A 15,107-nucleotide genomic window follows, 5' to 3' on the forward strand; every position below is an offset into this window, starting at 1 on the left:
ACCCTGCATAAATAATCTCTAAAAAATAAGGATCGGCTTGCCGATCCTTATTTTTTAACCTTTGTCAGGGACAGACTGAAACTTACGATGCATTTGGGCGGACGACAAAAAAATTTCGCATAGGTGAAAAAGAAGCGCTTTTACTTCATTGTTCAAACGATTGTACCGATTAGGTGATTGGATAATGGTAGCCAGTCTCTTATCCAAAGGTGTCTGTTGTTGTGAGCGATTTGTATACCGCCGAAGGCGTGATGGACAAAAATAGCCTCTGGAAGCGCTATGTACCACTAGTTCGCCATGAAGCATTGAGGCTACAGGTGAGGCTGCCTGCCAGCGTGGAGCTTGATGATCTGCTTCAGGCTGGTGGTATAGGCTTACTGAATGCGGTGGAGCGTTTTGATTCCTTGCAGGGAACCGCGTTTACCACCTATGCGGTACAGCGCATCAGAGGTGCAATGTTGGATGAGTTGAGGAGCCGTGATTGGGCTCCGCGTAGTGTGCGGCGTAATGCACGTGAAGTCACGCAGACCATCCGTAAACTTGAGCAAGAGTTAGGCCGTCCAGCTAGTGAGCAGGAAGTTGCTAAAGAATTAAAGATTAATCTGATAGAATATCGGCAAATACTGTTAGACACAAATAACAGTCAACTGTTTTCTTATGACGAGTGGCACGAAATTCATGGCGAAAGCTGTGAGCCGGTAATTGAGGACGAGCATGAGACAAATCCTCTCCAACAATTGCTGGAAGGTGATCTTCGTCAGCGGGTTATCGATGTCATTGAGTCGCTGCCTGAACGGGAAAAAATGGTTCTGACGCTGTACTATCAGGAAGAACTGAATCTTAAAGAGATTGGCGCAGTACTTAATGTGGGAGAATCCCGCGTGAGTCAGCTTCACAGCCAGGCAATAAAACGGCTGAGGGCGCGTTTGAATCCAGAAAAGTAACTTTTTGCTTATTTGTTTTTTGTTAAGTTAAGACTACACACAGGGCTTTATTTCTTATGTCTGTTACAACACAAAAGAAACGGCCTCTCAGCCGTTATATCAAGGACTATAAACATAGTCAGACTCATTGTTTGCACTGTCATAAAACCCTTGACCGTATTTCTCTCGTTTTTAACGGTCAGGTAATCAACAAGGAAGCTATCTCTGAGATGACTGAATTAGTTGATGACAAAACATGGGATGAGTTACAGGGTAAATTTGTGGCGCTGTGCCGCTTCTGTAGCGAAATTTATTGCAATAGCCAAACTGATTATTTCGACATTATGTCATTTAAACAGTATCTGTTTGAGCAAACAGAGATGAGCCATAGCACTGTGCGCGAATATGTGGTTCGTTTGCGGCGATTGGATGAATTACTAACATCAAGCAATTACCCAGCACAAGAGTTTACGCCGGAAAAAATTCAGGAAAAACTCAGTGAGAAATTGTCTCAGTCTGCTTTTAGTAATTACAATATCGCGCTGCGTAAATATGAGCAATATCTGAGCTGGCAACAGAACGGGTATTGATTAATTACGTAGAGATATAACGTTATCAGACTGCACGATTCTAGAGGGGAATGCGATAATAACGCATTCCCCCTATATTTTAATTATATATTTATTAGTTATATATTTATAACCAAATTATCTTACCCAATTGTCATTAGACTGGCATTACCCCCTGCGGCGGCAGTATTAATACTTAATGAGCGTTCATGTAATAGACGTTCCAGTAGCAGGTTTGTTTCACCACGGGCAAAACCCTGTACTGAAACAATCGGCCCTTTGCGTTGAGCGATGATACCGCAGACATGACGTAGCTGGTCGCAATCACCGTGATAAATAACGGCTTCCATTTCCGTCTCTTCATTTTGCCAATCGTTGATCAGACGAATTGAGTGGCGAACCTCATCCGGCAATTGACGCAGTAATTGCTGATGCAAATCGTCTTTCTCCCAGATGGCCTGACAGCCGACAGACAACACGGCAGACAATTGTACCAACGTATCTTGCTCATTATCGGCCAGACACAAAACTTCACCGCGTGGCAAGAGCGTATAAGTATTGCGTTCCCCTGTAGGTCCCGGTAGTAATCGAATGGTTCCGCCCTGAGCTAACAGGCTGTATTTCTGAATTAATTTGCTCAAAGCATCGTTATGTTGTGCTGTTACCCATTCAGCCAATTTGTTGAAAGGGGAGCGCAGGGCGACACGCGCTCTGGCATCAAGCTGATATTCCTCATCCTGACGTTCCAGTGTCTGGCTGGCAGCATTGACGGGACGCTGTGATAACAGACGATACAGATAAAGCGGCCCACCCGCTTTTGGCCCGGTGCCTGACAGACCTTCGCCACCAAATGGCTGTACACCGACGACAGCCCCGACCATATTGCGGTTGACATACAAGTTACCGACTTTAGCGTTGGCCGTGACTTGTGCGATGGTTTCATCAATGCGCGTATGAACACCTAGCGTTAATCCGTAACCAGAAGCGTTGATTTGTTCCAGCAGTTTATCCAGCTCATTACGGTTAAAACGCACTACATGCAGTACGGGGCCGAAAACTTCTTTCTTTAATTCATCAAAATTTTCCAGCTCAATCAGCGTGGGTTTGACAAACGTGCCTTGTGAAGATTCCTGACTATCGGCTTCATTTTTATGTACTGCTTGATAAACCGGCCTGCCTTTGGTGCGCATGGTCTGGATATGGCGCTCAATGCCAGCCTTCGCTTCGGCATCAATCACCGGGCCGATATCCGTTGATAAGTGTTCAGGATTTGCTATCCGACACTCAGCCATGGCTCCTTTCAGCATAGTAAGGGTTCTTTCTGCCACATCGTCTTGTACGCACAGAATACGCAGAGCGGAACAACGCTGACCCGCACTGTCAAAGGCCGACGCGACCACATCGGTGACAACTTGTTCCGTCAGTGCTGAGGAATCGACAATCATGGCATTCAGTCCGCCCGTCTCGGCGATCAATGGCGTTGGGCGCCCCTGTGCATCAAGACGGCCGGCAATATTGCGCTGCAACAGGCTGGCAACTTCGGTGGAGCCTGTAAACATCACGCCCCGCACACGCTCATCACCAACCAGCAAAGCCCCGACAGTTTCCCCTTGACCAGGCAGCAATTGCAGCACATCACGCGGGATACCTGCCTGATGCAGCATTTTGACTGCAACAGCGGCAATTAATGGCGTCTGTTCCGCTGGTTTTGCCAAGACACTATTACCTGCCGCCAATGCTGCGGCGATTTGGCCAGTGAAAATCGCCATCGGGAAGTTCCACGGACTGATACAAACTACTGGCCCTAGTGGGCGATGGGTGTCATTGGCGAAATCCTGCCGAACTTGATTTGCGTAATAATAGAGAAAGTCAACGGCTTCACGCACTTCAGCGATGGCATTGTTGAAGGTTTTACCGGATTCACGAACCAAAATGCCGAGCAGGGATTGCAGGTTATTTTCCATCAATTCCGCTGCACGCACCAAAATCGCGGCGCGTTCTGAGGGGGGAGTTGCAAACCAAATAGTACCTGCATCGATGGCAACGTCCAGAGCGTGGCTGACTTCTTGCTCAGTCGCTTCACGGACATAGCCCACGATATCGGAAGGCCGCGCAGGATTATTGACGGATTTAGCTGTCGGCAATTCGCCGGTATGTGCATAATCACCACCCAGCAGCGGCTCGCTGTTCCATGTTTCCATCGAAGAGCTCAGTAATGCGCTGGAGAGTGAAGCCAAACGGTGCTCATTCGACAGATCCAGCCCCGAGGAATTGACGCGGTTCTTGCCGTATAAATCATGTGGTAGTGGAATTTTCGGATGTGGCAGACCAATTTGTCCTTCAGATTGTGCGAGTTCCTGAACTACTTTCACCGGATCAGCAACAAGTTCATCAAGGGGCAGGGAGGTATCTGCAATGCGATTAACGAACGAAGTATTGGCGCCATTTTCCAACAGGCGGCGAACCAGATAAGCCAATAGTGTTTCATGTGTCCCGACAGGCGCATAAATGCGACATGGGCGGTTGAGCCTGCCATCGGCAATCTTGCCGACAACCTGCTCATACAGCGGTTCACCCATGCCGTGCAGACACTGGAACTCATATTGTCCCGGATAATAATTCTGTCCAGCCAGATGGTAAACCGCAGATAGAGTATGCGCGTTGTGGGTCGCAAACTGTGGATAGATCAGATTGGGGACGGAAAGCAGTTTACGGGCGCAGGCGATGTAAGAAACGTCGGTATACACTTTGCGGGTATACACCGGGTAGCCTTCCAGACCATCAATTTGGGCACGTTTGATTTCACTATCCCAATAAGCTCCTTTCACCAGACGGATCATCAAGCGATGGCGGCTGCGTTGCGCCAGGTCGATAATGCTGTCAATCACAAAAGGACAGCGCTTTTGGTAAGCCTGAATAACAAAACCGATACCGTTCCAGCCTTCCAGTTTTGGTTCAAAACACAATTTTTCCAGCAAATCGAGAGAGATTTCCAGACGATCTGCTTCTTCTGCATCGATATTGATACCGATGTCATATTGACAAGCCTGTAAAGTCAGAGAAAGCAGGCGTGGATAAAGCTCATCTATGACGCGTTCATATTGAGCACGGCTATAACGTGGATGCAGGGCTGACAGCTTAATGGAGATGCCCGGTCCTTCATAAATGCCGCGGCCGTTCGATGCCTTACCAATGGCGTGGATTGCCTGTTGATAAGAAACCATGTATGCCTGTGCATCTTCTTCTGTCAGCGCAGCTTCACCCAGCATGTCATATGAATAGCGGAAGCCTTTTTCTTCCAGCTTGCGAGCGTTGGCGAGGGCTTGGGCGATGGTTTCACCTGTGACAAATTGTTCTCCCATCAGGCGCATCGCCATATCAACACCTTTGCGCACCAATGGTTCACCGCTCTTGCTGATAATGCGGTTCAAGGACTTGGATAATTTGGCTTCATTATGGGTAGATACCAGCTTGCCCGTGAACAACAGACCCCAAGTTGCGGCATTGACGAACATAGATGGGCTTTGGCCAAGATGAGAATGCCAATTACCGTTGCTGATTTTGTCACGGATCAGCGCATCACGGGTCGCTTTGTCGGGAATACGCAGCAGGGCTTCGGCAAGACACATCAGCGCAACGCCTTCCTGTGAAGAAAGGGAGAACTCTTGCAGTAACCCTTGAACTAAACCGGCGCGGCCAGTGCCATGTTTTTGCTGGCGTAGTTTTTCAGCGATGGAGTAAGCGAGTTTGTGGGTCGCTTTGGCTTGTTCTCCTGATAATTGAGCACGTTGCAGCAACATGGGAACTGCCTGCGTTTCGGGCAGACGATACGCTGAAGTAATTGCAGAACGTTTCACCGATTGGGGCAAAATATGCTCGGCAAAATCCAAAAATGGTTGAGAAGTCGCCTCAATCTGTGATTCTTCTTCGGAAATCTTTTCTTCTTTGTTATCCTGAAACACTGATATTTCTGGGATCTTTTCCTCATTTTCCAGGCGTTCAAGATAATTAAAAATGGCTTGCTTAATCAGCCAGTGTGGTGTGCGTTCAATTCGTTGTGCAGCAGATTTTATACGATTACGCGTTGCTTCATCGAGCTTCACGCCCATAGTGGTACTACCCATTCTCACTCCTTAATAGGTAAGACTTAACCAAGTTACATAACAATATCTGTCATGTTGCAACTTTGTGCAACCATGTTAAAAGCGGCCGTTCTAAATTTGTGAAACTAATCTTGTTTTGATTATTTTGTTGGTAAATATTATAACTTGTTAGTATTTATTTAATTGATATTTAATGGTTTTTATTGTTGTAATTATGGAGGTGTAACTGATTCTTTAATGAAAGGTACAACTTCTGAAGTGATAAATGTGACTTAGCGAGCGTTTCTAAGAAAAAACATCGTTAATTAGTTGTTAAAAATGTTTTAGCTAATCTAGGATAGAAAGTGATTTTAAAATAATTACAAACATAAATTATACATACCAAAATTAATGCCGCTTTAGGTGAAATGATCTTCAGGTGCAACCTGGTAGGCAAGTGCCTTGTACTGCAAATATATTGCACTGAAAACATATCATGTTGAACAAGAGTGGCTTTAAGTACAGATAACATTATTTACGCAAATAACACGATTTGCAGAAACACTATGGAGAAGAACCTGCATGACAGTAAATTCACCAATGCTAATAACTTTCATTGTCTACATTTCCGCGATGCTGGTGATAGGCTACATGGCTTATCGTTCCACCAAAAATTTTGATGACTATATATTGGGTGGGCGGCGATTGGGCAGTGTGGTAACAGCATTATCTGCTGGCGCTTCTGATATGAGTGGCTGGTTATTGATGGGGTTGCCGGGCTTGATTTTTTTATCTGGAATTTCAGGTGGTTGGATAGCAATCGGCTGTTTGATGGGCGCTTATTTGAACTGGCTCTGGGTTGCCGGTCGATTGCGCGTGCATACTGAGGTGAATAACAACGCGTTAACCTTACCGGATTATTTCACCCATCGTTTTGAAGACAGCAGTAAAATCCTGCGCATCATTTCAGCGTTGGTTATTCTTGTTTTCTTTACCATTTATTGTGCATCTGGTGTCGTTGCGGGTGGTCTGTTATTCGAGAGCACTTTTGGTATCAGCTATGAAAAAGCAATATGGCTTGGGGCACTGGCGACTATTGGCTATACCTTCCTCGGGGGTTTTTTGGCAGTAAGCTGGACGGATACCGTTCAGGCAACTCTGATGATTTTTGCCCTGATTTTGGTACCCGTACTAATTTTGTTCAATGTTGGTGGGTTTGAGAATGCTATCGCGGTTATTGAAGCAAAACATACCTTCTATCTGGATATGTTCAAGGGATTAAATGCTATCGCCATTATCTCGCTATTGGGATGGGGATTTGGTTATTTCGGCCAGCCTCACATCCTTGCGCGTTTTATGGCTGCGGACTCTCACAAAACCATTCACAAAGCCCGTCGTATCAGTATGACGTGGATGTTTCTGTGCCTTGCTGGAACCGTAGCTGTTGGTTTCTTTGGCATTGCCTATTTTGAGCTGTACCCAGAGCAGGCGGCTCCCGTATTACAAAAGAACGAACGTATCTTTATCGAGTTAGGTACGCTGTTGTTCAATCCGTGGATTACCGGTATCTTGCTGTCGGCAGTATTGGCGGCAGTGATGAGTACTTTGAGCTGCCAGTTATTGGTTTGTTCTAGTGCGTTGACGGAAGATCTCTATAAAGCCTTTGTGCGCACTAAAGCCAGTCAGAATGAGTTGGTATGGGTTGGCCGTTTGATGGTGTTGCTGGTGGCTGCGATTGCGATTGTTATTGCAACCAATCCGAACAATAAAGTGCTGGCTCTGGCAAGTAATGCATGGGCTGGGTTTGGTGCGGCATTTGGCCCTGTAGTACTGATTTCGGTACTTTGGAAACGGATGACGCGCAATGGTGCATTGATCGGTATGCTGGTGGGAGCGATTACGGTATTGGTATGGATGCAGTACAAATGGTTCGGGCTGTATGAAATTATTCCAGGTTTTATCTTTGCTTCTATTGCCATTATTGGTGTTAGCCTGTTAGGGAAAGCGCCAAGTCAGGCAACTCAACAGCGTTTTGATGAGGCGGAAGCCCATTATAAAACTAAATAAAAAAATAGACTGTGATAAAAAGCCTCTGAACAATCAGAGGCTTTTTAATTAGTTGTTTATTATAAATTGGTTCTTTCATAAGTACTGGCTCTGTAATTGTATCTTATAGAAAGAGGGATTATTGGTATTGGTTCAGAATTAAAGGTAGCTTGAATATAAGATGGAGGTTCTGAGCCATCTGAATTACTATCCATTTGATTTAAACGTGCTGGACAATATTGTCTGGTATAAAAAATCCATAAAAATAAGACGGATCAAATAATCCACCCTTTTGTTCGATCATACCAATACGGCTAGTCCATAATAACTTATTATTCTGTGTAATGATTTTATTTAATCACCTTTAGTCATTAATAAGTATTAATAGTCATAAATTTAATTTAATGCATTGAATTTAAATATAAATTCAATCAAAGTTTGTCAGGTTTAATCACGGATAGTCAAAGGATATCATCTTGCGTCATGACAAGTATGTACATATCAGTGTACATAAACTACATTAAAAGCTGTATTGTTTTTTGAGGAAGGTGATATGGCAATTACTGATTCATGGCTGCGCTCTACCAGTGGCAAGCCCCAAGAAAAAATGGTTACCAAATCAGACAGAGACGGATTATCTATTCGTGTTACTCCGAAAGGTAAAGTGATTTTTCAGTTCCGGTATCGCTGGGATGGAAAAGGAGATCGAATTGACATAGGTACATATCCAGCGACTAGCCTAAAAGATGCGCGTGATGCTGTGATTTTTTACCGTGGAGAATTAGAGCAACACCATAACCCTAAAATGGTTAAGCGCGTTCTTCGCGAGTCCGTCTTAAAGGCTGTGACAGTGGAAAGGCTTATCCGAGATTGGTGGGAAACAGCGATGAAAGGAGTGCTAGTGAAAGCGAATGAAATTTTACGTTCGTTCGAATTATATGTTTTTCCCAAAATCGGTAAATTACCCCATGATGAAGTCACTCTCCATATTTGGTTAGCCTTAATTGAAGATGTTACTAAACAGCACCCATCAATTGGGGTTCGGATATTGAATAACACCAAAAATGCACATCGGTGGGCTGTGCGGAGAGGAATGACTAAAATCACCCCTCTATCCGATGTATTGATCAGTGATTTAGGAAGAAAAAAAACCAACAAAGATGACAGTACGTTGAGCGAAGAGAGATTAATAGTTCTATTTAAAATTATTGATTCCCCTAGTTATAATCCACGTAATGCGTTAATAATAAAACTATGCCTTTTATTTGGATGTCGTATTGGTGAATTGCTGAAAGCTAAAGTTACCGATTTTGACTATGAAAAAAATATCTGGATTATCCCTCCCGAAAATCACAAAACTGGGGCTAAATCCCAAAAACCTATTATCAGGCCAATTGTTCTAGAAGCCAGGGAATTAATTAAACAAGCGAAGACGCTAAATCGCGGAAGCGAACATCTATTTATAGTATCCAGTGGTAAACCATTTGCGGAAGGATCGCATCTTCAAATAATTAATTCACTGAATAAAAAAATGTCTAGTTATTTCGAACATTATACCCCTTGGTCAATCCACGACTTGCGCAAAACAATGCGCACAGGGATTTCTGATCTGACTTCACCTCATGTGGCCGAGATTATGCTGGGGCACAAATTACCGGGAGTATGGCAGGTGTACGATAAGCACACCTACCTGAATGAGCAGAGAGAAGCATATGAACGCTGGTGGGATAAGTTGACTAAAATTGTTTCCCGCCCTCCCAGTCAAGAATATCCTGCCGTAGAAAATTAAGCTGGTCGGATAAAAATTTAGGTTTTGGGAAGCCTTTTCTTCTTTGCTTCCCATTACCACACCACAACCTGATAGTATGTGGTTTTACACTGTATCGAGCTGCCAGTTCCTGAGTTTTGATATAGGGTGACTCCGCCATCATGCACCTCCTTTCTGATAACCGTTCTCCAAAACCATTTTCGCTACTCCCGCAGGTGTCGCCTTTCCTTCCCATGTCGCATCAAAAATAATGTTGTTCAGCTCCGTTGTTAGAATATCGTTCAGATTCTTCGGTCTTTCGGAGTAGGAAACCTCGTCCGGTACCCCGTTCATGACATCAATAATCAGTTCGGCGATTTCCTTTTCTCCCCGTTCTGGCTTACGGTATCCTGCCTGCCAGATTGCATCGGTGATATCAGAAGGATCGCCCCAGACCGAGGCGATGATTTGAGTCAGGTGGAATGAGTTATTGATCATGACTCTTCTCCGCTGTTTTCATCATCAAAGATAGCCATTTGTCCCGCCTCTTTCAGTGCACTAATCATCTTATGGCGCTTACCTTTGGTCTTTTTGCGAGCGTTCATGATTTGGCTGCACACAGAAAGCAACTCAGCTTCGTTCTTCTCATCTTTTGCTAGCTGGTGGCGTAATTCATCAAATCGTCCAACCATGTGATCGAGAGACGGCAGGGCATTAATGCCGATACCTGAATTTCCCGATTTGAAATCGATAAATGCCTGGTTCACATCAAGCTGGAAATCCGGTCGAATCCATCCCGCGTAAGAAACCGCTATCAACTCATGGGCGTAAGTGCCCGGCGATGTGCCGCCGTGAGCAGAATCGACTGCTTTTTGAGCAAGCGCCAAATCTGGCGTTTGAATACTTTTCAGTAACTTAGCCTCCAATTCTGCAATAAGCTCTTTTGCGTACTTGGTTCTCAGCCATCTGTTTGGTGCTTTTTCTTCACCCTCTCCACTGGCCTTATGTAATGTGTTCAGGTTGTAGCGCCCGAATTCATCAAGGGGAATTTCAACACCAACAACCACAGGAAGTAATTTGCCTTTCATTATTCTTTACCTCGCTTATTACCCGCTTTCTTCACCGGTGTTAATTTCACTTCTGCCACTTTTGGCGCGGGTGGCAGAGGAGGGCAATCGCCCTCATGAATGTAAAAGTTCTGTCTGAGGCGGTGGATAATCTGATCCGTATGATCCCTGCCGTCGTCGATGTGGAACGTGGCCTTAACAAGCACATTGTCAATGTCTGCCATCTGGCGCTGCTTATCTGTCACTGTCCGCCTCCTTGCAAAGGATTTTGTAAGCGCGCATCATGTGATTGGCTTTGCCTGTGATAACTGTTCTTCTGAAAAATACACCGGAAGAAGAAGCCCGAACAGGTGTAGCTAACAGGGCAGCATCAACACAACGGTTGTGTTTTCGGCGTTCTGTAATGAAACTGACAATGACTATTTGCGCTGTGCTGCCCTTGTCCTGATATTCGATTTTCATTGAAACGCCCCCTTAGCTGCCAGCATGTCCCCATGTCATTGATCATGCTTTGCCATATTTTACGCCCGTGGCCTGTCAGACAGTCATTGATTACGCATTTTTCCATCAGGTTTATGGCTATCACTTCCCATGCCGGGTAATTCTGCTGTAGTGCTTCCAATGCGTAACTATCGACTAACTCACGAATACCTTTTATGCCATCGACAATCGCGACACTGATTTCTGTTTTGCCGACTCGCATCGCGAAGTGATCGCCACCGTTACGGGCTGTTACATCGTGATAGATGGCGGCTGCGTAAGCGTTTGCCAGTGCGTTAAGGCGAAAGTTTTTCGTTATCATCTGAACCTCCTATATCCGGCAGGGCATGACAACAAGCTGAGGGTTGCCATAACGTTGATTAATGTTGTCGCTGAACTTCATTACACATCCCTCAGTCATGCCGGATGGATGCATGGAAACAGCGATGAACCTCGAATCATCCCCGAACATTTTTTGAGGATAGGTCAGGAACTCAGCCTGAAATTGAGGAATAACATTTTCCACTTTCTTTGGGATAACCCGGTCTAAATCAGGAAAGCGACCATCCAGCATGGATAAGGCTGTAAATCCCACCCTTACCCCGGCAATATCCCTGTGTACAGCATAAGGTTCTTTGGTGAAATGCAGTTCTGTAGTGTCAGCCTTTTTGGGGATCTTTCCGTGGAACTGGATAATGGCTTTACGGCGTGTGTTGATGCCGTGCTCTAACCGGAAAGCCACAAAACCATTTGATGACTCCAGATACTTAGGGGTTATATGCACTCCACACAGATAATAACGAGGGTCGTTTTTAGCGACACAAACCAAAGCCGCACGTAACAGGCATGAATTAATAATCATTGCTTGTCCTCCCATCCGATAACCTGAAAGATCCCCATTTTGGGATGTGACCAGCGAGTGCCGCGTTTTTCTGCTTCGCCCATCATCAGACGGAACGCGCTCATGAAGTCTTCTTTGAATACAACTTTCATAGGGCGAGGCTGTCCATCTGGTGTCATGATGGTGACGGTGTCGATAGGTACGTTATACTGTTCAGCCAAGGTGCGGCATTTGGGATTGGTTAGCCCGGATTCGGTCGCAGCCAGGGAGAACCCAATCCAACCTGCTGGAATGGTTCCGCGTTTGATTTGCTCAATAGCTTCATGGGCTTGCTCAACTTGTTCGCCAATGTGGTTAATCTGACGTTGTTGTTGGGCTGTATGGCTGGCGATCCTGGCAATCATTTCAAGTTCGCTCAGTACTGTTTGTGGCTTGCGAAAATAACTGCTAACCAGTTCACGCTGAACCTGCCATGCAACATCATCATTGAACGGCTTGGTTAACATCAGATAACCAGACTCAAAAAGCACAATCCCGCTGGGGGCGAACTTAGAAAATAAGCCGTCAGGGAGGTCGGTACGTATATCGTCCTGACTTAAAACTTGATAATCCACGCCTTGTACAAAACGGTGATTGTTTCTATTAAAGGCAGCTTTTGCAGTTCCTTCTGGCCGTGCATGAACCTGATCAATCATGGAGAACGTCACAACCCGTTGTCCTTGATATTCCACGACAGGCATTTGAGTTTTATTAATAGTGATTAATTCAGTCTTATTGATCATTGTTCCACCTCGGTAATTTCAATATTTAATTTTTTGGCTAACCGTCTCTGTTTTCGGTTTAATGGCATCAGGATTTGATCGCCGATTCTTTTAAAGTTAGAGAGGTGCTTACATACATTGGTATAATCAGCAACCTCGTTGCGTTCCAAGCTGAGTCCTTGAGGAATGGTCATTCCCGCATAACCTTGTTGGGTTTTATTTCTTCGCTTTGTCATTACAACCCCTCCCTAATAGTTATTTTTGCTTCTCGAACACAGCGCAAATTATTCTTGATGCATTCCTGTTCTTGCTTTTTATTACGGGATAATGAAAGTGCCTCACCCCATTTATCAGCAGCACGGCGGAATAAGCCTTTTAGTTCTAAACTCTGCGCTAATTCTGTTGCCTGTTCATATTCAATCATTATTCGCCGCCTGTTGAAGCTTTTGTTTCCACTTATTTGTTTCAGCGTGATTTTCGAGATGACTTTCCAATACCTCCGCCGTTCGTTTGTTTATTGCCGCTATTTTTCTACTTTCTTTTTGATCTCTTATTGCTTCGCTATAGCTGTTATGCAATGAATACCTTTTTTCGTTATGCTCCTGACGATATTCAGACCATGCTTGAGTATTAAAGCTGGTGGCTACACTTCTGGCTTTTCCCCAATATAAAGCTGCAAGGTCGTACTTTTCTTCTTTCTCTTTCTGGATGGCTGTTTCAGCAAAATCTAAATAAGTTTCATTTTTCATTGTTATCTCCATTTATGGGTTCCGTTTTCTTTGCAATCAGTTTTAGAATTTCATTCATAAACTCATTGCCTTCTGCGGTTAAATTTCCGAACTTGGTATAAAAGCTGTTGTATGTCGATATAAGAAGTTGTTCAGCCTTTTGTTTATTTTTTGATGCCAATGCGTCGAGTTCAAAGAAACGAATTAACGCTATGGTTAATATCTCCTCGTCTAAATCCAGTCGGTAATTAATTTCTGCCACTTTGACTATTACAGAGTGAGAACTGTGCTTCTTTTGCAATGTGTCCAATTTGGCATGTATAAATGCCTTTCGCTTTCTTTCAAGCAACGTTAATTTTGTCATTTTCTATTTCCTGAATTTAGCGTAAACGAATCCCCAGCAATGGCGCTGTAATTAAAACTTGTTTATTTTTTATTATTTTGAATTTTTGTATTTATTTTCTGCGTTTTCTAAATCATCCAAGACTGTTAGGAGTTTCTCTTTTGCTTTCTTGCATTCCTTTTTAAGTCGAGCAATTTCTCTTACCTGTCTAACATCAGCTTTCAGTTCTTCCAGTACTTGAGCATGTCGTTCCATAAACTCAGGGCGCATCTTTCCCTTGCGTAATGCAGAAGTGCCGTCTTCCTGAATGACCTCTTGGGCAGGGAAGTTACTTGGCCTGTCTTCCTTATTGAATTGCTTCTGCGCCCGAACATAAGCCAGTTTATTCAGTGCACCTTTCTCGCTCAGATAAGTCTTGCTAGCACCACGAACGACATAGACTTCACGCAGTTCAATTTTGATATCTTGGATGGTTGCAGTTTCAATGGATTTAAGTATTTTCATGGTAATTCCTTATTAATTGAATTAATTGCTTTTCTTTTTTAATTGCTTGCCTTTCTCTTAACTCAATTCCTGCACTAATATTGTTTTCGTGTTCCGCTTCTATAATAAGAGGTACTACAGTTAACAGATGCGCTATTCTTTCTAGATCAGTCATGGCATCATCTTGGGAATATTCTTCACTATGAACTGCGGCACTTGCTAAGTTGCCAATGGATAATAATCCATTTGTCATTGCGAATATGACATCTTCACTTGATGAGATTAGATAATTTAAATCATCTTCTTTCATTTCAGATAAACGGTCTTCATTAACGCAAATGTGTTTTCGGATGTCATTCATGAGTATTCCACTCCTCTGACTCGTGCTATTTCTTTACCGGCATCAAAGGCTAAATCTATCGCAATAAGAAGTAAATTTGCGTCGTCATCATCTCCACGGACATCAATCATTGTGCTCAATAGTGATCTTAATTTTTCGATTGCATTTTTAGCTGGCTCTAGTTCAATATCTAAATTAGAACATGTATCAATTACACCTTCCATAATATATTCCTTATTAATATCCCTTAACCGTTGGGCTAAATCACACGTTTGACGATGTACACCACGACACATTAAATAAGTATCCGGTTCGGCTTCATTTTGAATTGCAGTCACTACGGGAAATATTGAGGCTTCAATTTCTTCTGCAATCTCGACGGCTGCTTGTAGTTTATTGTTCATGTTTAATTTCCGTGATTAATAATTTGACCAGCCCACGCTGTGATATATTCACCAGATAGCATCGCTTTTGCTTGGTGATAACTTTCAGCAACACATTTAATTTTAATAGGGAGCTGTTGATCGGTATTAGCTCGCTCTATTGCGGCAAAGATAAAAGTTTTCATGATTACCTTTTATTTAATGCGGATTAATTTTTTCAATTCAAGATTATTTTAATAAAGAAAATATCACACTCTAGCAGTAACCTCGCCTGATTCCAGACGACGGCGGGTTTTAGTTTTGGTTGAGTAGAG

17 protein-coding genes and 2 pseudogenes are annotated in these 15,107 nt (G+C 43.8%); 5 read left to right on the plus strand and 14 right to left on the minus strand.

Annotated elements, in window-relative coordinates; translation table 11 throughout:
* Window positions 1–221: 221 nt before the first annotated feature.
* Together XBJ1_RS08475 and fliZ are read left to right on the plus strand one after the other, a co-directional pair.
* On the plus strand, window positions 222–944 hold the full coding sequence (locus XBJ1_RS08475; RefSeq protein ID WP_012988467.1) for an RNA polymerase sigma factor FliA: 723 nt from the start codon (window positions 222–224) through the stop codon (window positions 942–944).
* 56 nt (window positions 945–1,000) lie between these two features.
* A complete protein-coding gene (gene fliZ, locus XBJ1_RS08480; RefSeq protein ID WP_012988468.1) occupies window positions 1,001–1,513 on the plus strand; it encodes a flagella biosynthesis regulatory protein FliZ in 513 nt (170 codons plus the stop codon).
* A gap of 122 nt (window positions 1,514–1,635) precedes the next feature.
* On the opposite strand, the gene putA is transcribed toward fliZ, so the two are convergent.
* Complete coding sequence (gene putA, locus XBJ1_RS08485) at window positions 1,636–5,616, minus strand: trifunctional transcriptional regulator/proline dehydrogenase/L-glutamate gamma-semialdehyde dehydrogenase (protein ID WP_012988469.1); 3,981 nt, start codon at window positions 5,614–5,616, stop codon at window positions 1,636–1,638.
* Between the two features lie 540 nt (window positions 5,617–6,156).
* Between putA and putP the strand changes: the two genes are divergently transcribed.
* Both putP and XBJ1_RS08495 read left to right on the plus strand, forming a co-directional pair.
* A complete protein-coding gene (putP, locus tag XBJ1_RS08490; RefSeq protein WP_012988470.1) occupies window positions 6,157–7,641 on the plus strand; it encodes a sodium/proline symporter PutP in 1,485 nt (494 codons plus the stop codon).
* A 532-nt stretch (window positions 7,642–8,173) separates the two neighbouring features.
* A complete protein-coding gene (locus XBJ1_RS08495; protein ID WP_012988471.1) occupies window positions 8,174–9,409 on the plus strand; it encodes a tyrosine-type recombinase/integrase in 1,236 nt (411 codons plus the stop codon).
* A gap of 138 nt (window positions 9,410–9,547) precedes the next feature.
* On the opposite strand, the gene XBJ1_RS08500 is transcribed toward XBJ1_RS08495, so the two are convergent.
* Together XBJ1_RS08500 and XBJ1_RS22990 are read right to left on the minus strand one after the other, a co-directional pair.
* Window positions 9,548–9,865, minus strand: coding sequence for a hypothetical protein (locus XBJ1_RS08500; RefSeq protein WP_012988473.1), 318 nt, complete (start codon window positions 9,863–9,865; stop codon window positions 9,548–9,550).
* Window positions 9,866–10,106: 241 nt separating this feature from the next.
* A pseudogene (locus XBJ1_RS22990) lies at window positions 10,107–10,455 on the minus strand (KilA-N domain-containing protein); the annotation flags it as partial.
* 95 nt (window positions 10,456–10,550) lie between these two features.
* Between XBJ1_RS22990 and XBJ1_RS20740 the strand changes: the two are divergent.
* Window positions 10,551–10,739 carry a hypothetical protein gene (locus XBJ1_RS20740; protein WP_012988475.1) on the plus strand — a complete coding sequence of 63 codons (189 nt, stop codon included), beginning with the start codon at window positions 10,551–10,553 and terminating at the stop codon, window positions 10,737–10,739.
* 185 nt (window positions 10,740–10,924) lie between these two features.
* Here XBJ1_RS20740 and XBJ1_RS08515 read toward each other — a convergent pair.
* From XBJ1_RS08515 to XBJ1_RS21385, 11 genes and pseudogenes are all read right to left on the minus strand, one after another.
* A pseudogene (locus tag XBJ1_RS08515) lies at window positions 10,925–11,236 on the minus strand (hypothetical protein); the annotation flags it as partial.
* 9 nt (window positions 11,237–11,245) lie between these two features.
* On the minus strand, window positions 11,246–11,776 hold the full coding sequence (locus tag XBJ1_RS08520; RefSeq protein ID WP_012988478.1) for a hypothetical protein: 531 nt from the start codon (window positions 11,774–11,776) through the stop codon (window positions 11,246–11,248).
* The gene (locus XBJ1_RS08525; protein ID WP_012988479.1) at window positions 11,773–12,537 is read right to left on the minus strand and encodes an ORF6N domain-containing protein; all 765 of its coding nucleotides are present in this window, start codon (window positions 12,535–12,537) and stop codon (window positions 11,773–11,775) included. The genes XBJ1_RS08520 and XBJ1_RS08525 overlap by 4 nt, the downstream gene beginning before the upstream one ends.
* A complete protein-coding gene (locus XBJ1_RS08530; protein WP_012988480.1) occupies window positions 12,534–12,752 on the minus strand; it encodes a hypothetical protein in 219 nt (72 codons plus the stop codon). Before XBJ1_RS08530 ends, XBJ1_RS08525 begins: the two co-directional genes overlap by 4 nt.
* Window positions 12,752–12,940, minus strand: coding sequence for a PerC family transcriptional regulator (locus tag XBJ1_RS08535; protein WP_012988481.1), 189 nt, complete (start codon window positions 12,938–12,940; stop codon window positions 12,752–12,754). The genes XBJ1_RS08530 and XBJ1_RS08535 overlap by 1 nt, the downstream gene beginning before the upstream one ends.
* On the minus strand, window positions 12,933–13,265 hold the full coding sequence (locus XBJ1_RS08540; RefSeq protein ID WP_012988482.1) for an ANR family transcriptional regulator: 333 nt from the start codon (window positions 13,263–13,265) through the stop codon (window positions 12,933–12,935). Before XBJ1_RS08540 ends, XBJ1_RS08535 begins: the two co-directional genes overlap by 8 nt.
* Window positions 13,255–13,608 (minus strand): hypothetical protein, encoded by a 354-nt coding sequence (locus tag XBJ1_RS08545; protein ID WP_012988483.1) that lies wholly within the window; start codon window positions 13,606–13,608, stop codon window positions 13,255–13,257. Before XBJ1_RS08545 ends, XBJ1_RS08540 begins: the two co-directional genes overlap by 11 nt.
* A 72-nt stretch (window positions 13,609–13,680) precedes the next feature.
* Window positions 13,681–14,091 (minus strand): hypothetical protein, encoded by a 411-nt coding sequence (locus tag XBJ1_RS08550; protein WP_012988484.1) that lies wholly within the window; start codon window positions 14,089–14,091, stop codon window positions 13,681–13,683.
* Window positions 14,078–14,431, minus strand: coding sequence for a hypothetical protein (locus XBJ1_RS08555; RefSeq protein ID WP_012988485.1), 354 nt, complete (start codon window positions 14,429–14,431; stop codon window positions 14,078–14,080). The genes XBJ1_RS08550 and XBJ1_RS08555 overlap by 14 nt, the downstream gene beginning before the upstream one ends.
* Window positions 14,428–14,814 carry a hypothetical protein gene (locus tag XBJ1_RS08560; protein WP_012988486.1) on the minus strand — a complete coding sequence of 129 codons (387 nt, stop codon included), beginning with the start codon at window positions 14,812–14,814 and terminating at the stop codon, window positions 14,428–14,430. The genes XBJ1_RS08555 and XBJ1_RS08560 overlap by 4 nt, the downstream gene beginning before the upstream one ends.
* A gap of 2 nt (window positions 14,815–14,816) precedes the next feature.
* Window positions 14,817–14,978 (minus strand): host cell division inhibitor Icd-like protein, encoded by a 162-nt coding sequence (locus tag XBJ1_RS21385; protein WP_012988487.1) that lies wholly within the window; start codon window positions 14,976–14,978, stop codon window positions 14,817–14,819.
* Between the last annotated feature and the right edge of the window lie 129 nt (window positions 14,979–15,107).

Origin of the sequence: Xenorhabdus bovienii SS-2004, assembly GCF_000027225.1 — a bacterium.
GTDB classification, from domain to species: Bacteria; Pseudomonadota; Gammaproteobacteria; order Enterobacterales; family Enterobacteriaceae; genus Xenorhabdus; species Xenorhabdus bovienii_C.

Bases quoted from the DNA above. Each gene is read 5' to 3' on its own strand.
- XBJ1_RS08535 (WP_012988481.1), bottom strand. From the start codon at position 12,940: ATGATTGAATATGAACAGGCAACAGAATTAGCGCAGAGTTTAGAACTA.
- XBJ1_RS08500 (WP_012988473.1), bottom strand. From the start codon at position 9,865: ATGATCAATAACTCATTCCACCTGACTCAAATCATCGCCTCGGTCTGG.
- XBJ1_RS08555 (WP_012988485.1), bottom strand. From the start codon at position 14,431: ATGAATGACATCCGAAAACACATTTGCGTTAATGAAGACCGTTTATCT.
- fliZ (WP_012988468.1), top strand. From the start codon at position 1,001: ATGTCTGTTACAACACAAAAGAAACGGCCTCTCAGCCGTTATATCAAG.
- XBJ1_RS08560 (WP_012988486.1), bottom strand. From the start codon at position 14,814: ATGAACAATAAACTACAAGCAGCCGTCGAGATTGCAGAAGAAATTGAA.
- XBJ1_RS08550 (WP_012988484.1), bottom strand. From the start codon at position 14,091: ATGAAAATACTTAAATCCATTGAAACTGCAACCATCCAAGATATCAAA.
- XBJ1_RS08530 (WP_012988480.1), bottom strand. From the start codon at position 12,752: ATGACAAAGCGAAGAAATAAAACCCAACAAGGTTATGCGGGAATGACC.
- XBJ1_RS08545 (WP_012988483.1), bottom strand. From the start codon at position 13,608: ATGACAAAATTAACGTTGCTTGAAAGAAAGCGAAAGGCATTTATACAT.
- XBJ1_RS08540 (WP_012988482.1), bottom strand. From the start codon at position 13,265: ATGAAAAATGAAACTTATTTAGATTTTGCTGAAACAGCCATCCAGAAA.
- XBJ1_RS08520 (WP_012988478.1), bottom strand. From the start codon at position 11,776: ATGATTATTAATTCATGCCTGTTACGTGCGGCTTTGGTTTGTGTCGCT.
- putP (WP_012988470.1), top strand. From the start codon at position 6,157: ATGACAGTAAATTCACCAATGCTAATAACTTTCATTGTCTACATTTCC.
- XBJ1_RS08525 (WP_012988479.1), bottom strand. From the start codon at position 12,537: ATGATCAATAAGACTGAATTAATCACTATTAATAAAACTCAAATGCCT.
- XBJ1_RS08495 (WP_012988471.1), top strand. From the start codon at position 8,174: ATGGCAATTACTGATTCATGGCTGCGCTCTACCAGTGGCAAGCCCCAA.
- putA (WP_012988469.1), bottom strand. From the start codon at position 5,616: ATGGGTAGTACCACTATGGGCGTGAAGCTCGATGAAGCAACGCGTAAT.
- XBJ1_RS21385 (WP_012988487.1), bottom strand. From the start codon at position 14,978: ATGAAAACTTTTATCTTTGCCGCAATAGAGCGAGCTAATACCGATCAA.
- XBJ1_RS20740 (WP_012988475.1), top strand. From the start codon at position 10,551: ATGAATGTAAAAGTTCTGTCTGAGGCGGTGGATAATCTGATCCGTATG.